11 protein-coding genes and 1 tRNA gene are annotated in these 15,445 nt (G+C 61.1%); 3 read left to right on the forward strand and 9 right to left on the reverse strand.

Annotated features, from left to right (window positions below):
* Nucleotides 1–34: 34 nt before the first annotated feature.
* From pqqB to B0W55_RS14990, 6 genes are all read right to left on the reverse strand, one after another.
* Nucleotides 35–946 (reverse strand): pyrroloquinoline quinone biosynthesis protein PqqB, encoded by a 912-nt coding sequence (pqqB, locus tag B0W55_RS14965; protein ID WP_077046754.1) that lies wholly within the window; start codon nt 944–946, stop codon nt 35–37.
* A gap of 74 nt (nt 947–1,020) precedes the next feature.
* Entirely contained in the window at nt 1,021–1,095 is a 75-nt protein-coding gene (gene pqqA / locus B0W55_RS14970) for a pyrroloquinoline quinone precursor peptide PqqA (RefSeq protein WP_003444522.1), read from the reverse strand.
* A gap of 132 nt (nt 1,096–1,227) precedes the next feature.
* Nucleotides 1,228–3,669 (reverse strand): pyrroloquinoline quinone biosynthesis protein PqqF, encoded by a 2,442-nt coding sequence (pqqF, locus tag B0W55_RS14975; RefSeq protein ID WP_077046755.1) that lies wholly within the window; start codon nt 3,667–3,669, stop codon nt 1,228–1,230.
* Between the two features lie 48 nt (nt 3,670–3,717).
* Entirely contained in the window at nt 3,718–4,512 is a 795-nt protein-coding gene (locus B0W55_RS14980) for a carbon-nitrogen hydrolase family protein (RefSeq protein WP_077046756.1), read from the reverse strand.
* Between the two features lie 12 nt (nt 4,513–4,524).
* The gene (locus B0W55_RS14985) at nt 4,525–6,207 is read right to left on the reverse strand and encodes an NAD(P)/FAD-dependent oxidoreductase (RefSeq protein WP_077046757.1); all 1,683 of its coding nucleotides are present in this window, start codon (nt 6,205–6,207) and stop codon (nt 4,525–4,527) included.
* Nucleotides 6,208–6,467: 260 nt separating this feature from the next.
* The gene (locus B0W55_RS14990; RefSeq protein ID WP_007980298.1) at nt 6,468–6,929 is read right to left on the reverse strand and encodes an Lrp/AsnC family transcriptional regulator; all 462 of its coding nucleotides are present in this window, start codon (nt 6,927–6,929) and stop codon (nt 6,468–6,470) included.
* 175 nt (nt 6,930–7,104) lie between these two features.
* On the opposite strand from B0W55_RS14990, the gene B0W55_RS14995 reads away from it, so the two are divergent.
* Both B0W55_RS14995 and B0W55_RS15000 read left to right on the forward strand, forming a co-directional pair.
* A complete protein-coding gene (locus B0W55_RS14995) occupies nt 7,105–9,459 on the forward strand; it encodes a glucose/quinate/shikimate family membrane-bound PQQ-dependent dehydrogenase (RefSeq protein ID WP_077046758.1) in 2,355 nt (784 codons plus the stop codon).
* A gap of 122 nt (nt 9,460–9,581) precedes the next feature.
* Nucleotides 9,582–10,190: a peptidase M41 gene (locus B0W55_RS15000; RefSeq protein ID WP_371807271.1), complete on the forward strand. Its 609-nt coding sequence runs from the start codon at nt 9,582–9,584 to the stop codon at nt 10,188–10,190.
* 97 nt (nt 10,191–10,287) lie between these two features.
* Here B0W55_RS15000 and B0W55_RS15005 read toward each other — a convergent pair whose 3' ends face one another.
* On the reverse strand, nt 10,288–10,584 hold the full coding sequence (locus tag B0W55_RS15005) for a DUF3077 domain-containing protein (RefSeq protein ID WP_077046760.1): 297 nt from the start codon (nt 10,582–10,584) through the stop codon (nt 10,288–10,290).
* Nucleotides 10,585–11,150: 566 nt separating this feature from the next.
* Here B0W55_RS15005 and B0W55_RS15010 point away from each other — a divergent pair.
* Nucleotides 11,151–11,456, forward strand: a complete 306-nt coding sequence (locus B0W55_RS15010; protein ID WP_077046787.1) for an XRE family transcriptional regulator — start codon at nt 11,151–11,153, stop codon at nt 11,454–11,456.
* A gap of 44 nt (nt 11,457–11,500) precedes the next feature.
* Here B0W55_RS15010 and B0W55_RS15015 read toward each other — a convergent pair.
* Nucleotides 11,501–11,577: transfer RNA gene (locus B0W55_RS15015), tRNA-Ile, on the reverse strand.
* Nucleotides 11,578–11,592: 15 nt separating this feature from the next.
* Nucleotides 11,593–15,339 (reverse strand): bifunctional diguanylate cyclase/phosphodiesterase, encoded by a 3,747-nt coding sequence (locus B0W55_RS15020; RefSeq protein ID WP_077046761.1) that lies wholly within the window; start codon nt 15,337–15,339, stop codon nt 11,593–11,595.
* Between the last annotated feature and the right edge of the window lie 106 nt (nt 15,340–15,445).

Here is a 15,445-nt window from a genome sequence, read left to right on the forward strand (position 1 = left end):
GTGGGAGCGGGCTTGCTCGCGAAGAGGTCAGCCGCTACAGCACAATACTCATGCCGTCATACGCCACTTCAACGTTACGCCTAACCAGCTCCGCCCGTTCCGGCGAATCCTCATCGAGAATCGGGTTGGTGTTGTTGATGTGGATAAGCACCTTGCGCTGTTTGGGCAGTTGCTCCAGCACGTCGAGCATGCCGCCCGGGCCGTTCTGCGCCAGGTGGCCCATCTCCCGGCCCGTGCGGGTGCCGACGCCGCGGCGCTGCATTTCGTCGTCGTCCCACAGTGTGCCGTCCACCAGCAGGCAATCGCTGCCGGCCATCATTTGCAGCAAAGACGCATCGACCTTGCCCAGGCCCGGCGCATAGAACAGCTTGCCGCCAGTATTGAGGTCCTCGACGATCAGGCCGATGTTGTCGCCCGGGTGAGGATCGAAGCGGTGCGGCGAATAGGGCGGTGCAGCGCTGCGCAGGGGCAACGGGGTGAAGCGCAGGTTCGGGCAGGCAGAAATGCTGAAGCTGCGGTCCAGTTCGATACGGTTCCAGGTCAGGCCACCATTCCAGTGGTTGAGCATGTTGAACAGCGGGAAACCGGTGCTCAGGTCTTCATGGACCATGTCGGTGCACCAGACCTGATGCGGGCAGCCTTCGCGCAGCATCAGCAGGCCGGTGGTGTGGTCGATCTGGCTGTCCATCAGGATGATCGCGCCGATACCGGTGTCGCGCAGGGCCCGGCCCGGTTGCATCGGGGCGAAGCTCTGGAGTTGGGCGCGGATGTCCGGGGAGGTGTTGCACAGCACCCAGTTCACGCCGTCATCGGAAATCGCGATGGACGACTGGGTCCGCGCCTTGGCCCGCAGGCTGCCGTTGCGAAAGCCGGCGCAGTTCCCGCAGTTGCAGTTCCACTGGGGGAAACCGCCGCCGGCGGCGGAACCTAGAATCTGGACGTACATGACGGCTCCATCATTTGAACGCTGAAAATAAAACGCCCCGGGGTCACCGAGGCGCTGAAACCACGCGATATGAATCAGCGGCTGGCGAAGTACATGGTGACTTCAAAGCCGATACGCAGGTCGGTGTAAGCAGGTTTGGTCCAGGCCATGGGAGACTCCTTTGGGTGATGAGACAGTTGAGACCTATACATATAGTCCACCTCCAGACAGAGATGTTCAGATAGTTAGGCAGCTATGTTACTCAAAATTTCAAAATAGTTGGCTGAAAATGTACTGGAAGGTTAATTGTCTCGTCGAAAGCGATCAGGGGTTGGCTGCCAGGGTGACCCTGGGCATGGCCCGCTGGACAGGCAGCGCCAACCACCCTCGGCCTGGATCAGGCGCTGCGCAGCGGTGATGAGCGCAGGTCGATCCAGCGCCAGAATCAACCCGGGCAGGCGCTTCAGATCAACCGACGAACGGCCGGCCAGTTTGCTTTGCCAGAGCCATTCAGCCGCTTGGGCAAAGGGTAATTCGGTGCTGGCGAACTGATCAGCCAAAGCCTGGCGCAGGGGGATGAAATGCGCGTCATCGATAGCGTGGAGGGTCTGCGGCAACTCACTCAGGAACTGCTCGATGTGTCGCAGCAGATCCTGCGGCACGACGCCAGGCGATTGCACGCCGAACAGCACCCCGGTCTGCCCGTGCAGTTGGCGCAATGTACTGAACACCGCGTAGCCGAGTTGCAATTGCACCCGCAAGCGCTGGTACAGCGGCGTCTGGCACAGGTGGGCCAGCAGGCGCCATGCGGCTTCGTCGGTGATGTCTGTGGAAGCCGACGGGCAATACAACAGCAACGCGTGCTCGGTTGATCCCGTCTTTAGCGTGCTCCACAGGCGTTGCCCGTGGATGGAGGGCGCAGGTGTCAGTTGGTGGTCCGGCGTGCCGGGTATGCGGCTCAGTGCCAGGCCCAGCGCCGCCTGGGTTTGAGCCGACAGGCCAATACCCAGGCCATCCCAGCGTGCACTCGACCAGAGTTGCTGCAGGTCATCCGACTCAACGGCTCGCTCTAGAATGTGCGCGGGCAACGCCTGGAGCAGCTGTCGAATCGGCATCAAGGCTGGCTCATCCTGGGTGGAGGCGCTGTCGGGATGGGCCAGGGTTTTGAGTGCATGCTCCAGAACTGTGGGCATGGGTGCCTGAAGGCCGGTCATCTTCAGCAGCCATTCGTTACCGGATGCGCTGAAGGAAAAGTCCACCCCGGCCTGGCGGGCTTCTTCGCGCAACGTTTGCAGGCTGTTTTCCAGCCGAGACTGGAGCGTGCGGCAAGGTGCGGCCTCCAGGCGCCAGCGCAGGTACAACGCACCTTCTGCACTGTTATCGGGTAGGGCTTGGCTGAATTGCATGGGCGAGCGTTCGCGGCGACCGCGAGAACGATCCTGGGCGAAGGTGCGCAGGCCACGGTGGGCGCTGGTCTGGCCGCGAATCAGCCCGGCGCTGGCTGCCGGCGCTTCGGTTCGCAAAAATGGGTTGGGCGTCGGCAGGTGCCACTGGCCGGTGAAATTATCCACAGCGCCGAGTTGTTTCAGGATCGCCTTCAGGGCCGTCGCGCCTTGTTCGGTCAACCCGATCGCTCGTTGTTCACTGTCCTGCCGTGCCAGTTGCAGCGCGCCGCTGACCTGCTGCTGGCGCTGGAGCATCACGTCATAGTCGTCGCGCAACCCGCGCCAGTCCTGCCGGGCGAAGAAACCCAGCCAGTCCAGCAACTGTTCGCGAATCGCTGCCGGCTGCCCGGGGGCGCTCAAGGACAATTCGACGTGCAACAAGGCTTGTCCGGAAAACTCGTACAGCACCGCTGCTTTCAGGCTGTCGGCCCACTTGCGCTGACGCAATTGGGCGATCAATCCGCCAGGTTTCGCAGCGTTCAACCAATGGCACAAAAACGCCAAGGCTTCGGGGGATGAATCAGGGAGTGCTTCAAGGGCGAACACCAGGTCCAGCCGATGCTCGCTCAGCTGTTGATAACGGCTGTCCGAAGCGCCCATCAAGGGCATGGTCGGCTGTTGGGCGACCGCATTGCCTTGGGGAATGGCATCGGCGAATGACTGGGCCAGCGCCTTCAATGCGTCGAGCGATTGCGGGCCGGCCAGGCTCAGGGTCATCTGCCCGGTTTGATAAAACCGCTGATGGAAATCCTTCAAGGCCTGCTGAAATTCGGGCTCTGATATCGGCAGGCTGTCACGGTTGCCGGCATGAAAGCCCTTCAACGGATGGGCGTCGGCCAGGCCCTCGAACAGCGCCATGTGCCGTTGGGCTGCCGCATCCTGCGACCAGGCGACGAACTCCGCGTGCAGCACTTCTCTTTCCCGCTGCTGGTCTTCCAGATTCATGCACGGATGGGCCAGCATGTCTGACAGACGCTCCAGCCCGCCGCTGAACGCCCCAGGCGGCAGCTCGAAAAAGTAGTCGGTGGTGCGTTCGCTGGTCCGCGCATTCACCTGCCCGCCGTGACGCTGCACATAGGCCATCAGCCCTTGGCTTGCGGGAAAACGCTCGGTACCGAGAAACAGCAGATGCTCGAGAAAATGCGCCAGCCCCGGCCACGCCAGCGGCACGTCATGGCTGCCGGCGGCGACACGCAACGCGGCAGCGGCGCGCTTGAGCTCAGGCGCGTGACGCAGCGTCACCCGCAGACCGTTGGCCAGGGTTTCAGTGTGGGGGCGGGGGTGATTCAGCGCGGGCATGGGCACTTCCAGAACAGTGAAGTGCCCATGCTAGCGGATAACCCGGGATCAGCGCTTGTTCAGCGTGCCGTAAAGCTCCGGGCGGCGATCGATGAGGTAGCGATTGGCGGCGCGGGATTGGTCCATCAGTTGACGATCCAACTCCCCGACAATCAACGCTTCATCCAGGCCGGCCTGGGCAATGCGGCTGCCGTCCGGGGCGGCGATGCTGCTCTGGCCGCAGTACTGGATATCGCCTTCGTGCCCACAGTAGTTGGCATAGGCCACGTAGCACTGGTTTTCGAAGGCGCGGGAGCGAACGGTGACGTCAGCGATGAAATCGAAGGGAATCATGTTCGCCGTCGGCACCAGGATCAGCTCGGCGCCTTCGATGGCCAGGCGCCGGGCGTTTTCCGGGAATTCCAGGTCGTAGCAGATCAGGAACCCGAGCTTCCAGCCGTTGAGTTCAACCACCGGAAACTCGTTGGTGCCGGGGCTGAACATCGAACGGTCGAGGTCGCCGAACAGGTGCGTCTTGCGGTAATTGCAGACGCGCTCGCCCTGGGCATCGATCAACTGCACCGCGTTGTAGATCTGCCCATTCTCGGTGCGTTCGGGATAACCGTACAAAATGGCGATGCCAGTGGTGCGAGCGATGCGGGCAATCTGCTGCGCCGACTCACCGTTGTGCACTTCCGCCAGCACACTGACCGCATCCACGCCGATGTTGTACCCGGTCAGGAACATTTCGGGCAGCACCAGCAAATCGGCGCCTTTGGCTTCGTGCGCCAGTTGCTGCAGGCGTTGCAGGTTGCCGGCGACGTCCAAAGGCAGCGGTGGGCATTGGTAAAGGGCTACACGCATCGGGGATTCCTCTTACTCGGGCAGGGCGATAGGGCCGATGTCTTTGAACACATCACCCGGGCCTGGGTTCTCTTTATGTGTCGATCCGCCGAAATGCTTCATGATGCCCCACACCGCGTTGAGCGAGGTCTGCACCGCGCCTTCGACCCAGGCTGGGGTCCAGGACACGTCGTCGCCGGCAATGAAAATCCCGCGTTGCTCGGCCGGCATGTCGTCCTGCATGAAGTGCGCGTACATGCGCTGGTTATAACGGTAGTGGCCGGGCAGGGCGCCCTTGAAGGCACCGAGGAAGTGCGGGTCGGCTTCCCAGGACACGGTGATCGGGTCGCCGATGATGCGCGCGGCGATGTCGACCTTCGGGTAGATCTTTTTCAATGCATCCAGCGCCAGTTTCACGCGTTTTTCCACCGGGTGCGGCAGCATTTTCAGCGCGTCGCTCATCCACGAGTACGACAGGCAGATCACCCCTGGCTTGTCGTCGCCGTTATCGAACAGATAGGTGCCGCGGGTCAGGCGATCGGTGAGGGTCATGCTCATCAGGTCGCGGCCGGTTTCCGGGTCCTTGTCCTTCCAGAACGGGCGGTCGACCATCACGAAAGTTTTCGATGACTGCATGTAACGGGTGCGGTCGAGGGCCATCCACATTTTTTGCGAGAACAGGGTTTCATCGCATTCGATCTGGGTGGTCAGCAGCCAGCTCTGGCAGGTGGTCAGCACGGCGGCGTATTCACGGGTATCGCCATTGTTGTCGGTGACCGCAAAGCGGCCGTCCGGTGCATGGGCGATTTTCTTCACCCCTGAGCGCGGTGCGCCGCGGTGCAGCGACTTGAGGCTGGTGCCTTGCGGCCAGTGCACGCAGCGTTCCGGTACATGGCGCCAGATGCCCTGGGGCACTTGCTCGACGCCGCCGACCACCAAATGTTGGTGATCGTCGCAGTTGGTCATGACCACGCGGAAGATTTCCAGCATCGAGTTGGGGAAGTCAGAGTCCCAGCCGCCGGTGCCGAAACCGACCTGACCGAACACTTCGCGGTGATGGAACGACAGCTTGGCGAAGGCTTTGGAGGTGGCGACGAAGTCGTAGAAGGTGCGGTCGTCCCACAGTGGCACCAGGGTGTTCCACAATGCTTTCAAACGCGGTACGTCGCGGTCGCGAATGGCTTGCTGAATATCGGAAAACTGCGAACCGGCTTCGAGGGCGTCGGCCCAGGCGTCAGCCACTTCCTGGAACAGTGCAGGAAGATCCGCCAGTTTCTGTGCGTAATGAGTCTTGCCTTCCAGGTCGATGACGGTACTGCCAGAGGCCGGTGTCAGCGGGTTTGGGAAGGGCTTGGTCTCCAGACCGAGTTTGTCGACGTAGTGATAGAACGCGGTGGACGAAACCGGAAACCGCATGCCACCCAACTCGGCGACAATGCCATCGGTGCCATTGAACGCTTGGGAGCGCAGGCGGCCGCCCATTTTCGAGGCTTCATAGACGACGGGTTTGAGGCCCAGCTTCATCAGTTCGTAAGCGGCCACCAGCCCGGCGATCCCGGCGCCGACAATCGCCACTTCGGCACCGTGATGGTGCTCGGGAATGCTGCCCAGGCCAGCCGGGTGTTCGATCCAGTCGTCGAAGGCGAACGGGAAGTCCGGGCCGAAAATGGTGACTGGTTTCTTACCGTCTGCAGGGTGGCGATTGTGCTTGTTCATGGCTGACCTTACTGGCGACCGGACGCGGGGGGCGCGTCTGAGTATAGGAAAAGATGGCAGCCATTCTAGAGAGCGTTAAACACGTTAATAAGACGCAAAGTGTCGTCGTTTTGATGATTGCTTGGTCACTATGACGATCTATGTGTGCAATCTGTTGAATGTGGGAGCGGGCTTGCTCGCGAAGGCGGTGTATCAGTCGCCATGGAAGTCGACTGACGCGACGCCTTCGCGAGCAAGCCCGCTCCCACAGGGGACCGCGTTCAGACTGGCTGTCCGCGATCGATCTTGCTGCTCAGGATGATCGAGGTGGTGGTCTTCTCCACGCCATCCACGCTGCCGATCTGATCCAGCAACTGATCCAGTTGCTCGGGCGAGTCCGTGCGCAGCCACGCCACATAATCAAACTCGCCACTGACCGCACATAACTGCTGGACCTGCGCCATGGCACTGAGCCTGCGTAAAACCTCCTTGCCCGAGCGCGGTTGCACGGTGATCCCCACATAAGCCTGCAGCCCGCCGTCCACCACTCGCTGACCCAGACGCACGCCGTAACCGGTGATCACTTTGGCTTTTTCCAGGCGCGCCAGGCGCGACGTCACCGTGGTGCGGGCGATGCCCAACTGCCGGGCGAGCATGGCCACGCTTTCACGCGCATTGATCTGCAGGGCGGCGATGAGTTGGCGATCTATTTCGTCTAGAACGGGCGGGCGAGTGTCAGGCAAGGGGCGTCTCCAGCGGCACAAAGCGATGTGTGAGCATGTTACAGGCACATCCCACGCAACGGAGGCTTGATCTGAATTCATGACCGTTCATGCCCTTTTTGCCTGCGACAATTTGCCATAAGTAACTAGGTAGTACATTATTTCGCGCTTGTCACAAATGGGGATATTTTCCGACATGAATAATTCTGGGGCTGCCGCCGGCAGCAAATGGTTGTTGGCGGGGCTGGGTATCCTGATCGCATTGATCGGACTGGGCCTTGCCGGTGGCGGTGGTTACCTGATCACGCTGGGCGGCAGTGGGTATTTCCTGTTGATGGGCCTGGCGATGCTGGCGGCCGGGCTGTTGATTGCTCGCCGCAAGCCTGTGGGCGCGTGGCTCTATGGCCTGGCGTTGATCCTGACGGCGATCTGGGCGGTTTGGGATGCCGGGCTCGAGTACTGGCCGCTGGTTTCCCGCGTGCTGACGTTCGCGGTGATTGGCCTGGTCGTGGCGTTGATCTACCCGACGCTGGTACGCGCTTCGGGCGCGACGACGGGTCGTGGTGCCTACGGTCTGGCCGGCATGCTCGGCGTCGGCGTGGTCGCGACCATGGCCTACATGTTCGTGCCGACCCATGTGGTCAAGGCAACCACCGAACCTGCGGTAACACCGGTCGCACCCGGCACCGAGCAGAAAGACTGGGCGCACTGGGGCAACACCACAGCAGGCAACCGCTTCGCCGCCCTGGACCAGATCAATAAAGGCAATATCGACCAATTGCAGGTGGCCTGGACCTTCCGCACCGGCGACATCCCGCAGAGCACCGGCGCTGGTGCCGAGGACCAGAACACCCCGCTGCAAATCGGCGACACGGTCTACACCTGCACCGCCTACGGCAAAGTCTTCGCCCTCGACGCGGACACCGGCGCCCAGCGCTGGAAATTCGACCCGCAGGGCACCGCACCCAACTGGCAGCGTTGCCGTGGCCTAGGCTACTCCGAGACGCCGGTGGCGTCGGACAATCAACCAACAGCCTGTACGAAACGTCTGTTTCTGCCGACCGGCGATGCGCGACTGATCGCCATCAACGCCGAAACCGGCAAGCCCTGTGAGGAGTTCGGCAACAAGGGCACCGTCGACCTGACCACCGACATGGGCGAAGTGAAGCCCGGTTACTACCAGCAAACCTCGACGCCTCTGGTGGCAGGGGACGTCGTGATCGTGGGCGGCCGCGTGGCGGATAACTATTCCACCGGCGAGCCGCCGGGCGTGGTCCGTGCCTTTGATGTGCGCAGCGGGGAACTGGTATGGGCCTGGGATCCGGGCAACCCGAACACTACCCAGCGTCCACCGGCCGGCGAGACCTACACCCGTGGTACGCCGAACGTGTGGTCGGCGATGTCCTACGACGCCAAACTCGGCCTGGTCTACCTGCCGACCGGCAACGCCACCCCGGATTTCTTCGGTGGTCAGCGCACTGAATTCGATGACAAATGGAACTCGTCCATCGTCGCCATCGACGTGAAAACCGGTCAGGTGCGCTGGCACTTCCAGACCACTCACCACGACCTCTGGGACTTCGACCTGCCGGCCCAACCGCTGCTGTACGACGTGCCGGACGACAAGGGCGGCCTGCAGCCGGCCCTGGCGCAAGTCACCAAGCAGGGCGAGATTTTCCTGCTCAACCGTGAAACGGGCGTGCCGATCGCACGGGTTGAAGAACGCCCGGTGCCGCAAGGCCATGTGCCTGGCGAACGCTACTCGCCGACCCAGCCGTTCTCGGTGGACATGCCGTCGATCGGCAATAAAACCCTGACCGAATCCGACATGTGGGGCGCCACGCCGTTCGACCAGTTGCTGTGCCGCATCCAGTTCAAGGGCATGCGCCACGAAGGCGTCTACACCCCGCCGGGCATGGACCGCGCCCTGCAATTCCCGGGCTCGCTGGGCGGTATGAACTGGGGCAGCGTCTCGGTCGATCCAAATACCCATTACATGTTCGTCAACGACATGCGCCTGGGTCTGGCCAACTACATGATCCCGCGGGACAAGATCGGCGCCGGCGCCAGCGGCATTGAAATGGGCGTGGTACCCCAGGAAGGCACACCGTTCGGCGCCATGCGCGAACGCTTCCTCTCGGCGGTCGGCATTCCGTGCCAGAAACCACCGTTCGGCACCATGTCCGCCATCGACCTCAAGACCCACAAATTGATGTGGCAAGTCCCGGTCGGCACCGTGCAGGACACCGGCCCACTGGGCATCCGCATGCACCTGCCGATCCCGATCGGCATGCCGACCCTCGGCGCCTCGCTCGCCACCCAGTCGGGCCTGCTGTTCTTCGCCGGCACCCAGGACTTCTACCTGCGCGCCTTCGACACTGGCAACGGCAATGAGATCTGGAAATCACGTCTGCCAGTGGGCAGCCAGTCCGGGCCGATGACTTACGTTTCGCCGAAAACCGGCAGGCAGTACATCCTGCTGACGGTGGGCGGTGCGCGTCAGTCGACCGATCGTGGGGATTATGTGATTGCCTATGCGTTGCCCAAGTAAGGGCTGATTCATGGGTACGAAAAAGCCGCGCCATTGCGCGGCTTTTTTCTGTGGGAAAATTCGGCGAGGCTACAGTCACTCGTAGTCGAACGGGGAGAGCCGACGCGATGGATAGAACGAACATGCCTGCCGCTGTGCGGGAGCATGCCTTGCAGATCGCCTGCCATGAGATGGGCCATTACGTCGTGGCCCGGGCCTTGGGGTTTGAAACCGGTGGCGTGACCCTGAGCGTGACGATGGACTTGCGGCATAAAGGCGGGGCGACCATCAATCTGGTGCAGCCCATTTCTTCGATGGAGTCCATGAAAGCCTATCTTGAGGCCCGGATCATGGTTCTGTTCGCGGGTGCGATGGCACAGACATTACCTTCGGCGAGTATCGGAAAACGTGTCGATCTATCGAAAGCGGTCGCCATCCTCAACGGTGCGTTCGGGGCCGAGCGGGACGACGCAAAAATCAGGGAACTGCGGCATTTGTTGCGCAACATCAGCTTTCCCGACACCGACCCTTCGTCGTCCGATAGCATCACGACCGAACTGAAAACGATCAATGATCGGCTGTGGTTGCGGGCTCAGGAAATGGTGGAGGCTTCGGCCCTGACCATTACTGAACTGGGTTCGGCGCTGGTCGAACGCATGGTGTTGGTGGAGCAGTGGGGGAGGCCGGCGGATACCTATGAGGTGGGTTTGACGGGGGAGATGCTTGAGCGGATGTGGCCATGTTCATTGTAGGAGCGAGCTCGCTCGCCAAGGTCGTGAACGAAAACGCGAAAACCGGATAGCCAGCGTCGGCTGTGGCTTCTTCGCGAGCAAGCTCGCTCCTACAGGTTTACTTGCTTGTCTTTGCAGGCCGTCGCGTCAATACCTTCACTACATCATCAACCACCGCTTTGCTCAGGGTCGTCAGGTAATGCGCGGCCCAGGCGTGGCGGTCGGAGTGCTGGGCGTACGCCGCATCGACGGTCAGGGACTTGGCGAGGTAAAGCAGGTCGGAGGCTTGGGCCAGGGCGTCGGCGATGGGGACGTCGCGGCAGACGTGGAACAGGGGTTGGTCTGAGAGATAAAGGAAAGGGGTGAAGCCTGCGGTTTTTAGCTCTGAAATTGCGGATGGATCTGTCTTAGCCATTGTGCTGCTCCAAGGTTCAAGGAGCTGCCACGTTCGTTTCCAATCGAATGGGTGGCAGCTGTACGCAGGTTGGAAAACCGGGAACCGAGGAACCGGCACGCCCGAAGGCGTCCCACGCACAGCCGCCATGACACACGGTCGCAGTCGTAAAAACGTCTGCTGTCATGATTGGGCGCTGCTGCGTTGCGGTTCGACGGGTTTCCAAGCCCGATCGCTGAATGGGTCAGCGACGTCCAGAGACTATCCCGTCAAAGAAAAGCGCAACAAGGCGGCAAAGTGCCCAAAAGCAAGATTCGGAGTTTGCCTACAAGGTCCTACGGAGTCATCCGATAATGCGAGAACTTGAGTAAACAAAACTAAACGTATCGATCCTTTTCCAGGGCGGCTGAGTGCCTGAGCAATCATCCAACTGCATGAAGTCCGCATTGCCGTTCTCATGTGACGGCAATCACCGCTGACAATTGCGATGGAGATCAGGGTAGTCGGCCACCCATTGAAGCTCATACATTTATTCCTTTGAGGTTATGTCTCTCGGGCGACAAACATGTATGAAGTGGGCAATGGCCATGGCTAAAAAATTTGCTGATTTAGTGGCGCGACGCTCTCCTGAGTCGCAGGCGCGCGTCGATGCGTTGCACCAGAAGCTGCGAGCGCAAATGCCGCTGCACGAGCTACGTCAGGCTCAGGCGCTGAGCCAGGACGCACTGGCCAAGACACTGCATGTCAACCAGGCGGCAATATCGAAGATGGAGCGGCGCACCGACATGTACATCAGCACGCTGCGCAACTACATACGCGCGATGGGCGGCGAGTTGGAAATCATCGCAACCTTTCCCGAAGGACAGGTGAAGATCGAGAACTTTGCCAACTGAACATTCAGACACGAAAAAGCCGCGCATTGCGCGGCTTTCTTGTTTGGTGGGCCCACACGGACTTGAACCGTGGACCAAAGGATTATGAGTCCTCTGCTCTAACCAACTGAGCTATAGGCCCTCAGTAGGCGCCGGATTATAACGACGGTTTCGCGGCTGTGCTATCCGAAAAATCCATTACGGCTGCACGAAGAAAGGTCGCGGCGAATTCGTCGGGGGGCAGGGGCAGGCTGACGATGTAGCCCTGGATCTGCTCGCAACCCTCCAAGGCCAGGAATTGTTGTTGCGCCTGGGTTTCGACGCCTTCGGCTATCACCGTGAATTGCATGCTGCGGCCCAGGGCGATGATGGCGCGGACGATGGCGACGTCGTGAGGGTCATCCGGCAAACCTCGTACGAAGGATTGGTCGATCTTGAGGATGTCCAGCGGCAGGCGCTTGAGGTAGCTCAATGACGAGTAGCCGGTGCCGAAGTCGTCGATCGCCAGTTGCACGCCCAGGTGCTTGAGTTGATGCAGCACCGCCAGCGCTTCTTCGGCCTGGCTCATGATGAAGTTTTCGGTGATTTCCAGTTGCAGTAAACCGGGTTCGAGGCGGTAGTCCTTGAGCAGTTGTTCAATCCGGCCGAGCAGGTTCGGCTGGCGCAGTTGCGCGCCTGCGAGGTTGACCGACAGCGGACCGAAGCCCACGCAGTTCTGGTTCCACTCGTGCAGTTGCCGGCAGGCGGTTTCCAGCACCCAGTCGCCGATCTGAAGGATCATGCCGTTTTCTTCAGCCAGGGAAATGAAGTGTTCCGGCGGTACGTCGCCGAAGGTCGGATGACGCCAGCGAATCAGCGCTTCGGCGCCTACCAAACGATAGTCGTCGAGGCTGATCTTGGGTTGGTAGTACAGGTGCAGTTCGTTGCGCTCGATGGCACGCCGCAGTTCATGCTCCAGTGCGACGCGTTCACTGGCCTGGGCGGTGAGGTCGCAGGTGTAGCTTTCGACCCGGTTACGCCCCTTGGCTTTGGAGCGGTACATCGCGGCGTCGGCGTTTTTGATCAGGGTGGCGACGTCACAGCCGTCCTGTGGGTAAAGGCTGGTGCCGATGCTGGAACTGATGAAAAACTCGTGCTCGCCGGCCTGGAATGGCGCGGTGAAACAATTGAGCAGCTTGTTGGCAATGTTGTCGGCATCGCTGGGCTGCTGCAGGCCGGGGAGCAGGATGATGAACTCGTCACCTCCCAGGCGAGCCACGGTGTCGATGTCGCGCAGTTGCTCTTTGAGGCGCACGGCAATGCCCTTGAGCAGCAAATCGCCTACTGGGTGCCCGAGGCTGTCGTTGATGTGTTTGAAACGGTCCAGATCGAGGAACAGCACCGCGCCCTGGCCACCGTTTTCCTTTTGTGTATTGAGTGCGGTCAGCAAACGGCTTTCGAACAGCGTGCGGTTGGGCAGGCCGGTCAAAGGGTCGTGGTGCGCCTGGTAGTCGAGCTTGGCCTGGGCATGCTTGAGGCTGGAAATGTCAGCGAAGACCGCCACGAAGTGGGTGATGAACTTGTCCCGGTTGCGCACGGCGCTGATGGTCAGCCAGCTGGGGTAGAGCTCGCCGTTCTTGCGCCGGTTGGAAATCTCACCCTGCCAGTGGCCTTCGGCAGTCAGTTGATGCCACATGGCGGCGTAGAACGCGCTGTCATGCAAGCCTGAGGCAAGCAGGCGCGGGGTGTGGCCCAACGCTTCGCTTTCGCTGTAACCGGTGATTTCAGTGAAAGCGCGGTTGACCGCGCTGATGTGCTGTTGGGTGTCGGTAATCAGCACGCCCTCGGCAGTGCTCTCGAAAACTGTCGCGGCCTGTTGCAGCTTTTCCTGCATCAGGTGGCGCTCGGTGATGTCCCGGGCGATGGTCAGCATGCAGTCTTCGTCGCCGATCGGCAGTGGACGACTGGACACCTCGCAGAGCCGGATCTGCCCGTCGCTGCGGCGGATGTGGCAGCTGAAGTCACGCACGAAACCGTCGCGGTGCAGCAGGTCGAGCATCTGCTTGCGTTCGTTGAGGTTGACCCAGATCCCCAGGTCCAGGGCCGAGCGATCCACCGACATCGCACTGTTGAACCCGGTGATGCGGCTGAAACCTTCGTTGACCTCCAGCAGCAAGCCATCGCTCTGGCGCGACAGCAGCAGGCCGTCCGGCGAGGCGTGGAAGGCCTTGGCGAATTTCTCTTCGGAGGTTTGCAGCTGTTGCTGGGTTTCCTTGAGCTGGGTGATGTCGCGCACCACGACAACCAGCGCCGGGGTGGTATCAAGGTCGAAAGGCTCAGCCGAAATCAGGCCGGTGAACACCTGCCCATTGCTGCGGCGAAAAGGCATCTCCAGGTTGCGGATACTGCCGGCCTGCAAACGCTGCAACAGGCCCGGTCCGACGCCGGGAATGCCCCAGATATTGAGGTTGGTGGCAGTCTGGCCGATGACGTCCTCTGCCTTGAGCCCGATCTGTTCTTCGAACGCTTCGTTAACCTCCAGCAAACAGCCGTCGCAGAGCCGGGCGATGACCAGGATGTCCGGGCATTGCTGGAATACCGATGCGAATTTCTGTTCCGACAACCGCAGTGCTTCTTCGGTGCGCTTGGCCTCGCTGATGTCGATCATCAGCCCGCGCATGACCGGTTCATGGCCGTGTTCGATCAGGCTGACGATGTCGCGCACCCACAGGCACCGGCCGTCGGCGGTGATCACCCGGTAATCGAGGCTGTGGTCGCGGCCGGCCAACACTTCGTGATCGCAAAAGCTTTGGGCGCGAGTGAGGTCGGCGGGGTGAATGATGTTGCGCCAGAAGCCCGGGATCAGCCAGTGAGAGAGGGGGTAGCCGAGCAGGTCCTCGGCGTGGGGCGACACATAGCTGTAGGTGAAGTCGCTCATCCGCGCTTCCCAGGCGATGGCCGACAGGCTCTCCACCAGGCCGCGGTAGTGATATTCGCTGCTGCGCAGTTCCTGCTCCAGATCGACGCGGCGGGCGATTTCCGAACTCAGCCGGCGATTGACGCGGATGACGGCGGCCAGCACGGCGATCAGCAATAGAAGTCCTGGCAGGCCATAGACCAATAGATCGGACCAGAATGTCCGATGATCGAGAACGCTGCCCACCCAATGCTCTTGAATGGAGCTTATTTCTGCCGGTGACATGTCGGCGAGGACTTTATCGAGAATACCGACCAGGACCTTGTTATCCCGTGGTACGCCCATCGCCAGTTGATAGCGATAGGGCGTCTCGCCACTCACATACAGGCCATCGAGCTTGAGTTGGCGCAGGCTCCAGACGCTGGAAGCCAGGTCGCTCACCACCGCATCCACTTCATCGGTGGCCAGCGCCTGCAAGGCCGAACTGACGTTGGGCATGGCCACCAGGTTCAGGTCGGGGTTATGGGTGCGCAGCAGTTCATGGGGGGCGTAGTTTTCCACCACAGCGATTTTCAGGCCATACAGGTCCTGTATTTTGCGCGGTTGAGGGCCGCCGACATGGGCCAGGATGACAATCGGGAAGTCCAGGTAAGGCCGGGTGAACGAAAGGAATGCCTGGCGTTCCGGGGTCGACATGATGCCTGGCAACAGGTCGAGCCTGCCTTGTTTGGCCTGTTCCAACACCACCGTCCAGCTTACGGGCTCGATCGGCGTCAGCTTGATCGCCAATCGCTGGCGGATCAGGTCGATATAGTCCGCCGCAAGGCCCTGGTAACGTCCCTGGTCGTCGCGAAACTCGAAGGGCGGCCAGGACGCATCGACACCCAGGCGCAAGTCCGGGTGGGCCGCCAGCCAGCTACGTTCTTCGTCGGTCAGAGTCAGCGCGCCAGCCGTTGCGGTCCAGGTCATCAGCGACAGCAAAAAAAGCACGGTCGGCAGTCTGGGCATAACGGTCTCGTTATGGCTCGGGGAATGTTTCGAGTGTAGACGGGCAAATCAGCGGGAGGGGTGGTGCGGGGGATTTAATCTTCGTAAAACAAAACCCCCGGCCTGG

Origin of the sequence: Pseudomonas sp. KK4, assembly GCF_001984065.1 — a bacterium.
In the GTDB taxonomy this organism is placed as follows: domain Bacteria; phylum Pseudomonadota; class Gammaproteobacteria; order Pseudomonadales; family Pseudomonadaceae; genus Aquipseudomonas.

Excerpts from the sequence above, each read along its gene's own strand:
- pqqF (WP_077046755.1), bottom strand. The coding sequence starts at position 3,669 with ATGCCCGCGCTGAATCACCCCCGCCCCCACACTGAAACCCTGGCCAAC.
- pqqB (WP_077046754.1), bottom strand. The coding sequence starts at position 946 with ATGTACGTCCAGATTCTAGGTTCCGCCGCCGGCGGCGGTTTCCCCCAG.
- B0W55_RS15000 (WP_371807271.1), top strand. The coding sequence starts at position 9,582 with ATGCCTGCCGCTGTGCGGGAGCATGCCTTGCAGATCGCCTGCCATGAG.
- B0W55_RS14985 (WP_077046757.1), bottom strand. The coding sequence starts at position 6,207 with ATGAACAAGCACAATCGCCACCCTGCAGACGGTAAGAAACCAGTCACC.
- B0W55_RS15005 (WP_077046760.1), bottom strand. The coding sequence starts at position 10,584 with ATGGCTAAGACAGATCCATCCGCAATTTCAGAGCTAAAAACCGCAGGC.
- B0W55_RS15010 (WP_077046787.1), top strand. The coding sequence starts at position 11,151 with ATGGCTAAAAAATTTGCTGATTTAGTGGCGCGACGCTCTCCTGAGTCG.
- B0W55_RS15020 (WP_077046761.1), bottom strand. The coding sequence starts at position 15,339 with ATGCCCAGACTGCCGACCGTGCTTTTTTTGCTGTCGCTGATGACCTGG.
- B0W55_RS14995 (WP_077046758.1), top strand. The coding sequence starts at position 7,105 with ATGAATAATTCTGGGGCTGCCGCCGGCAGCAAATGGTTGTTGGCGGGG.
- B0W55_RS14980 (WP_077046756.1), bottom strand. The coding sequence starts at position 4,512 with ATGCGTGTAGCCCTTTACCAATGCCCACCGCTGCCTTTGGACGTCGCC.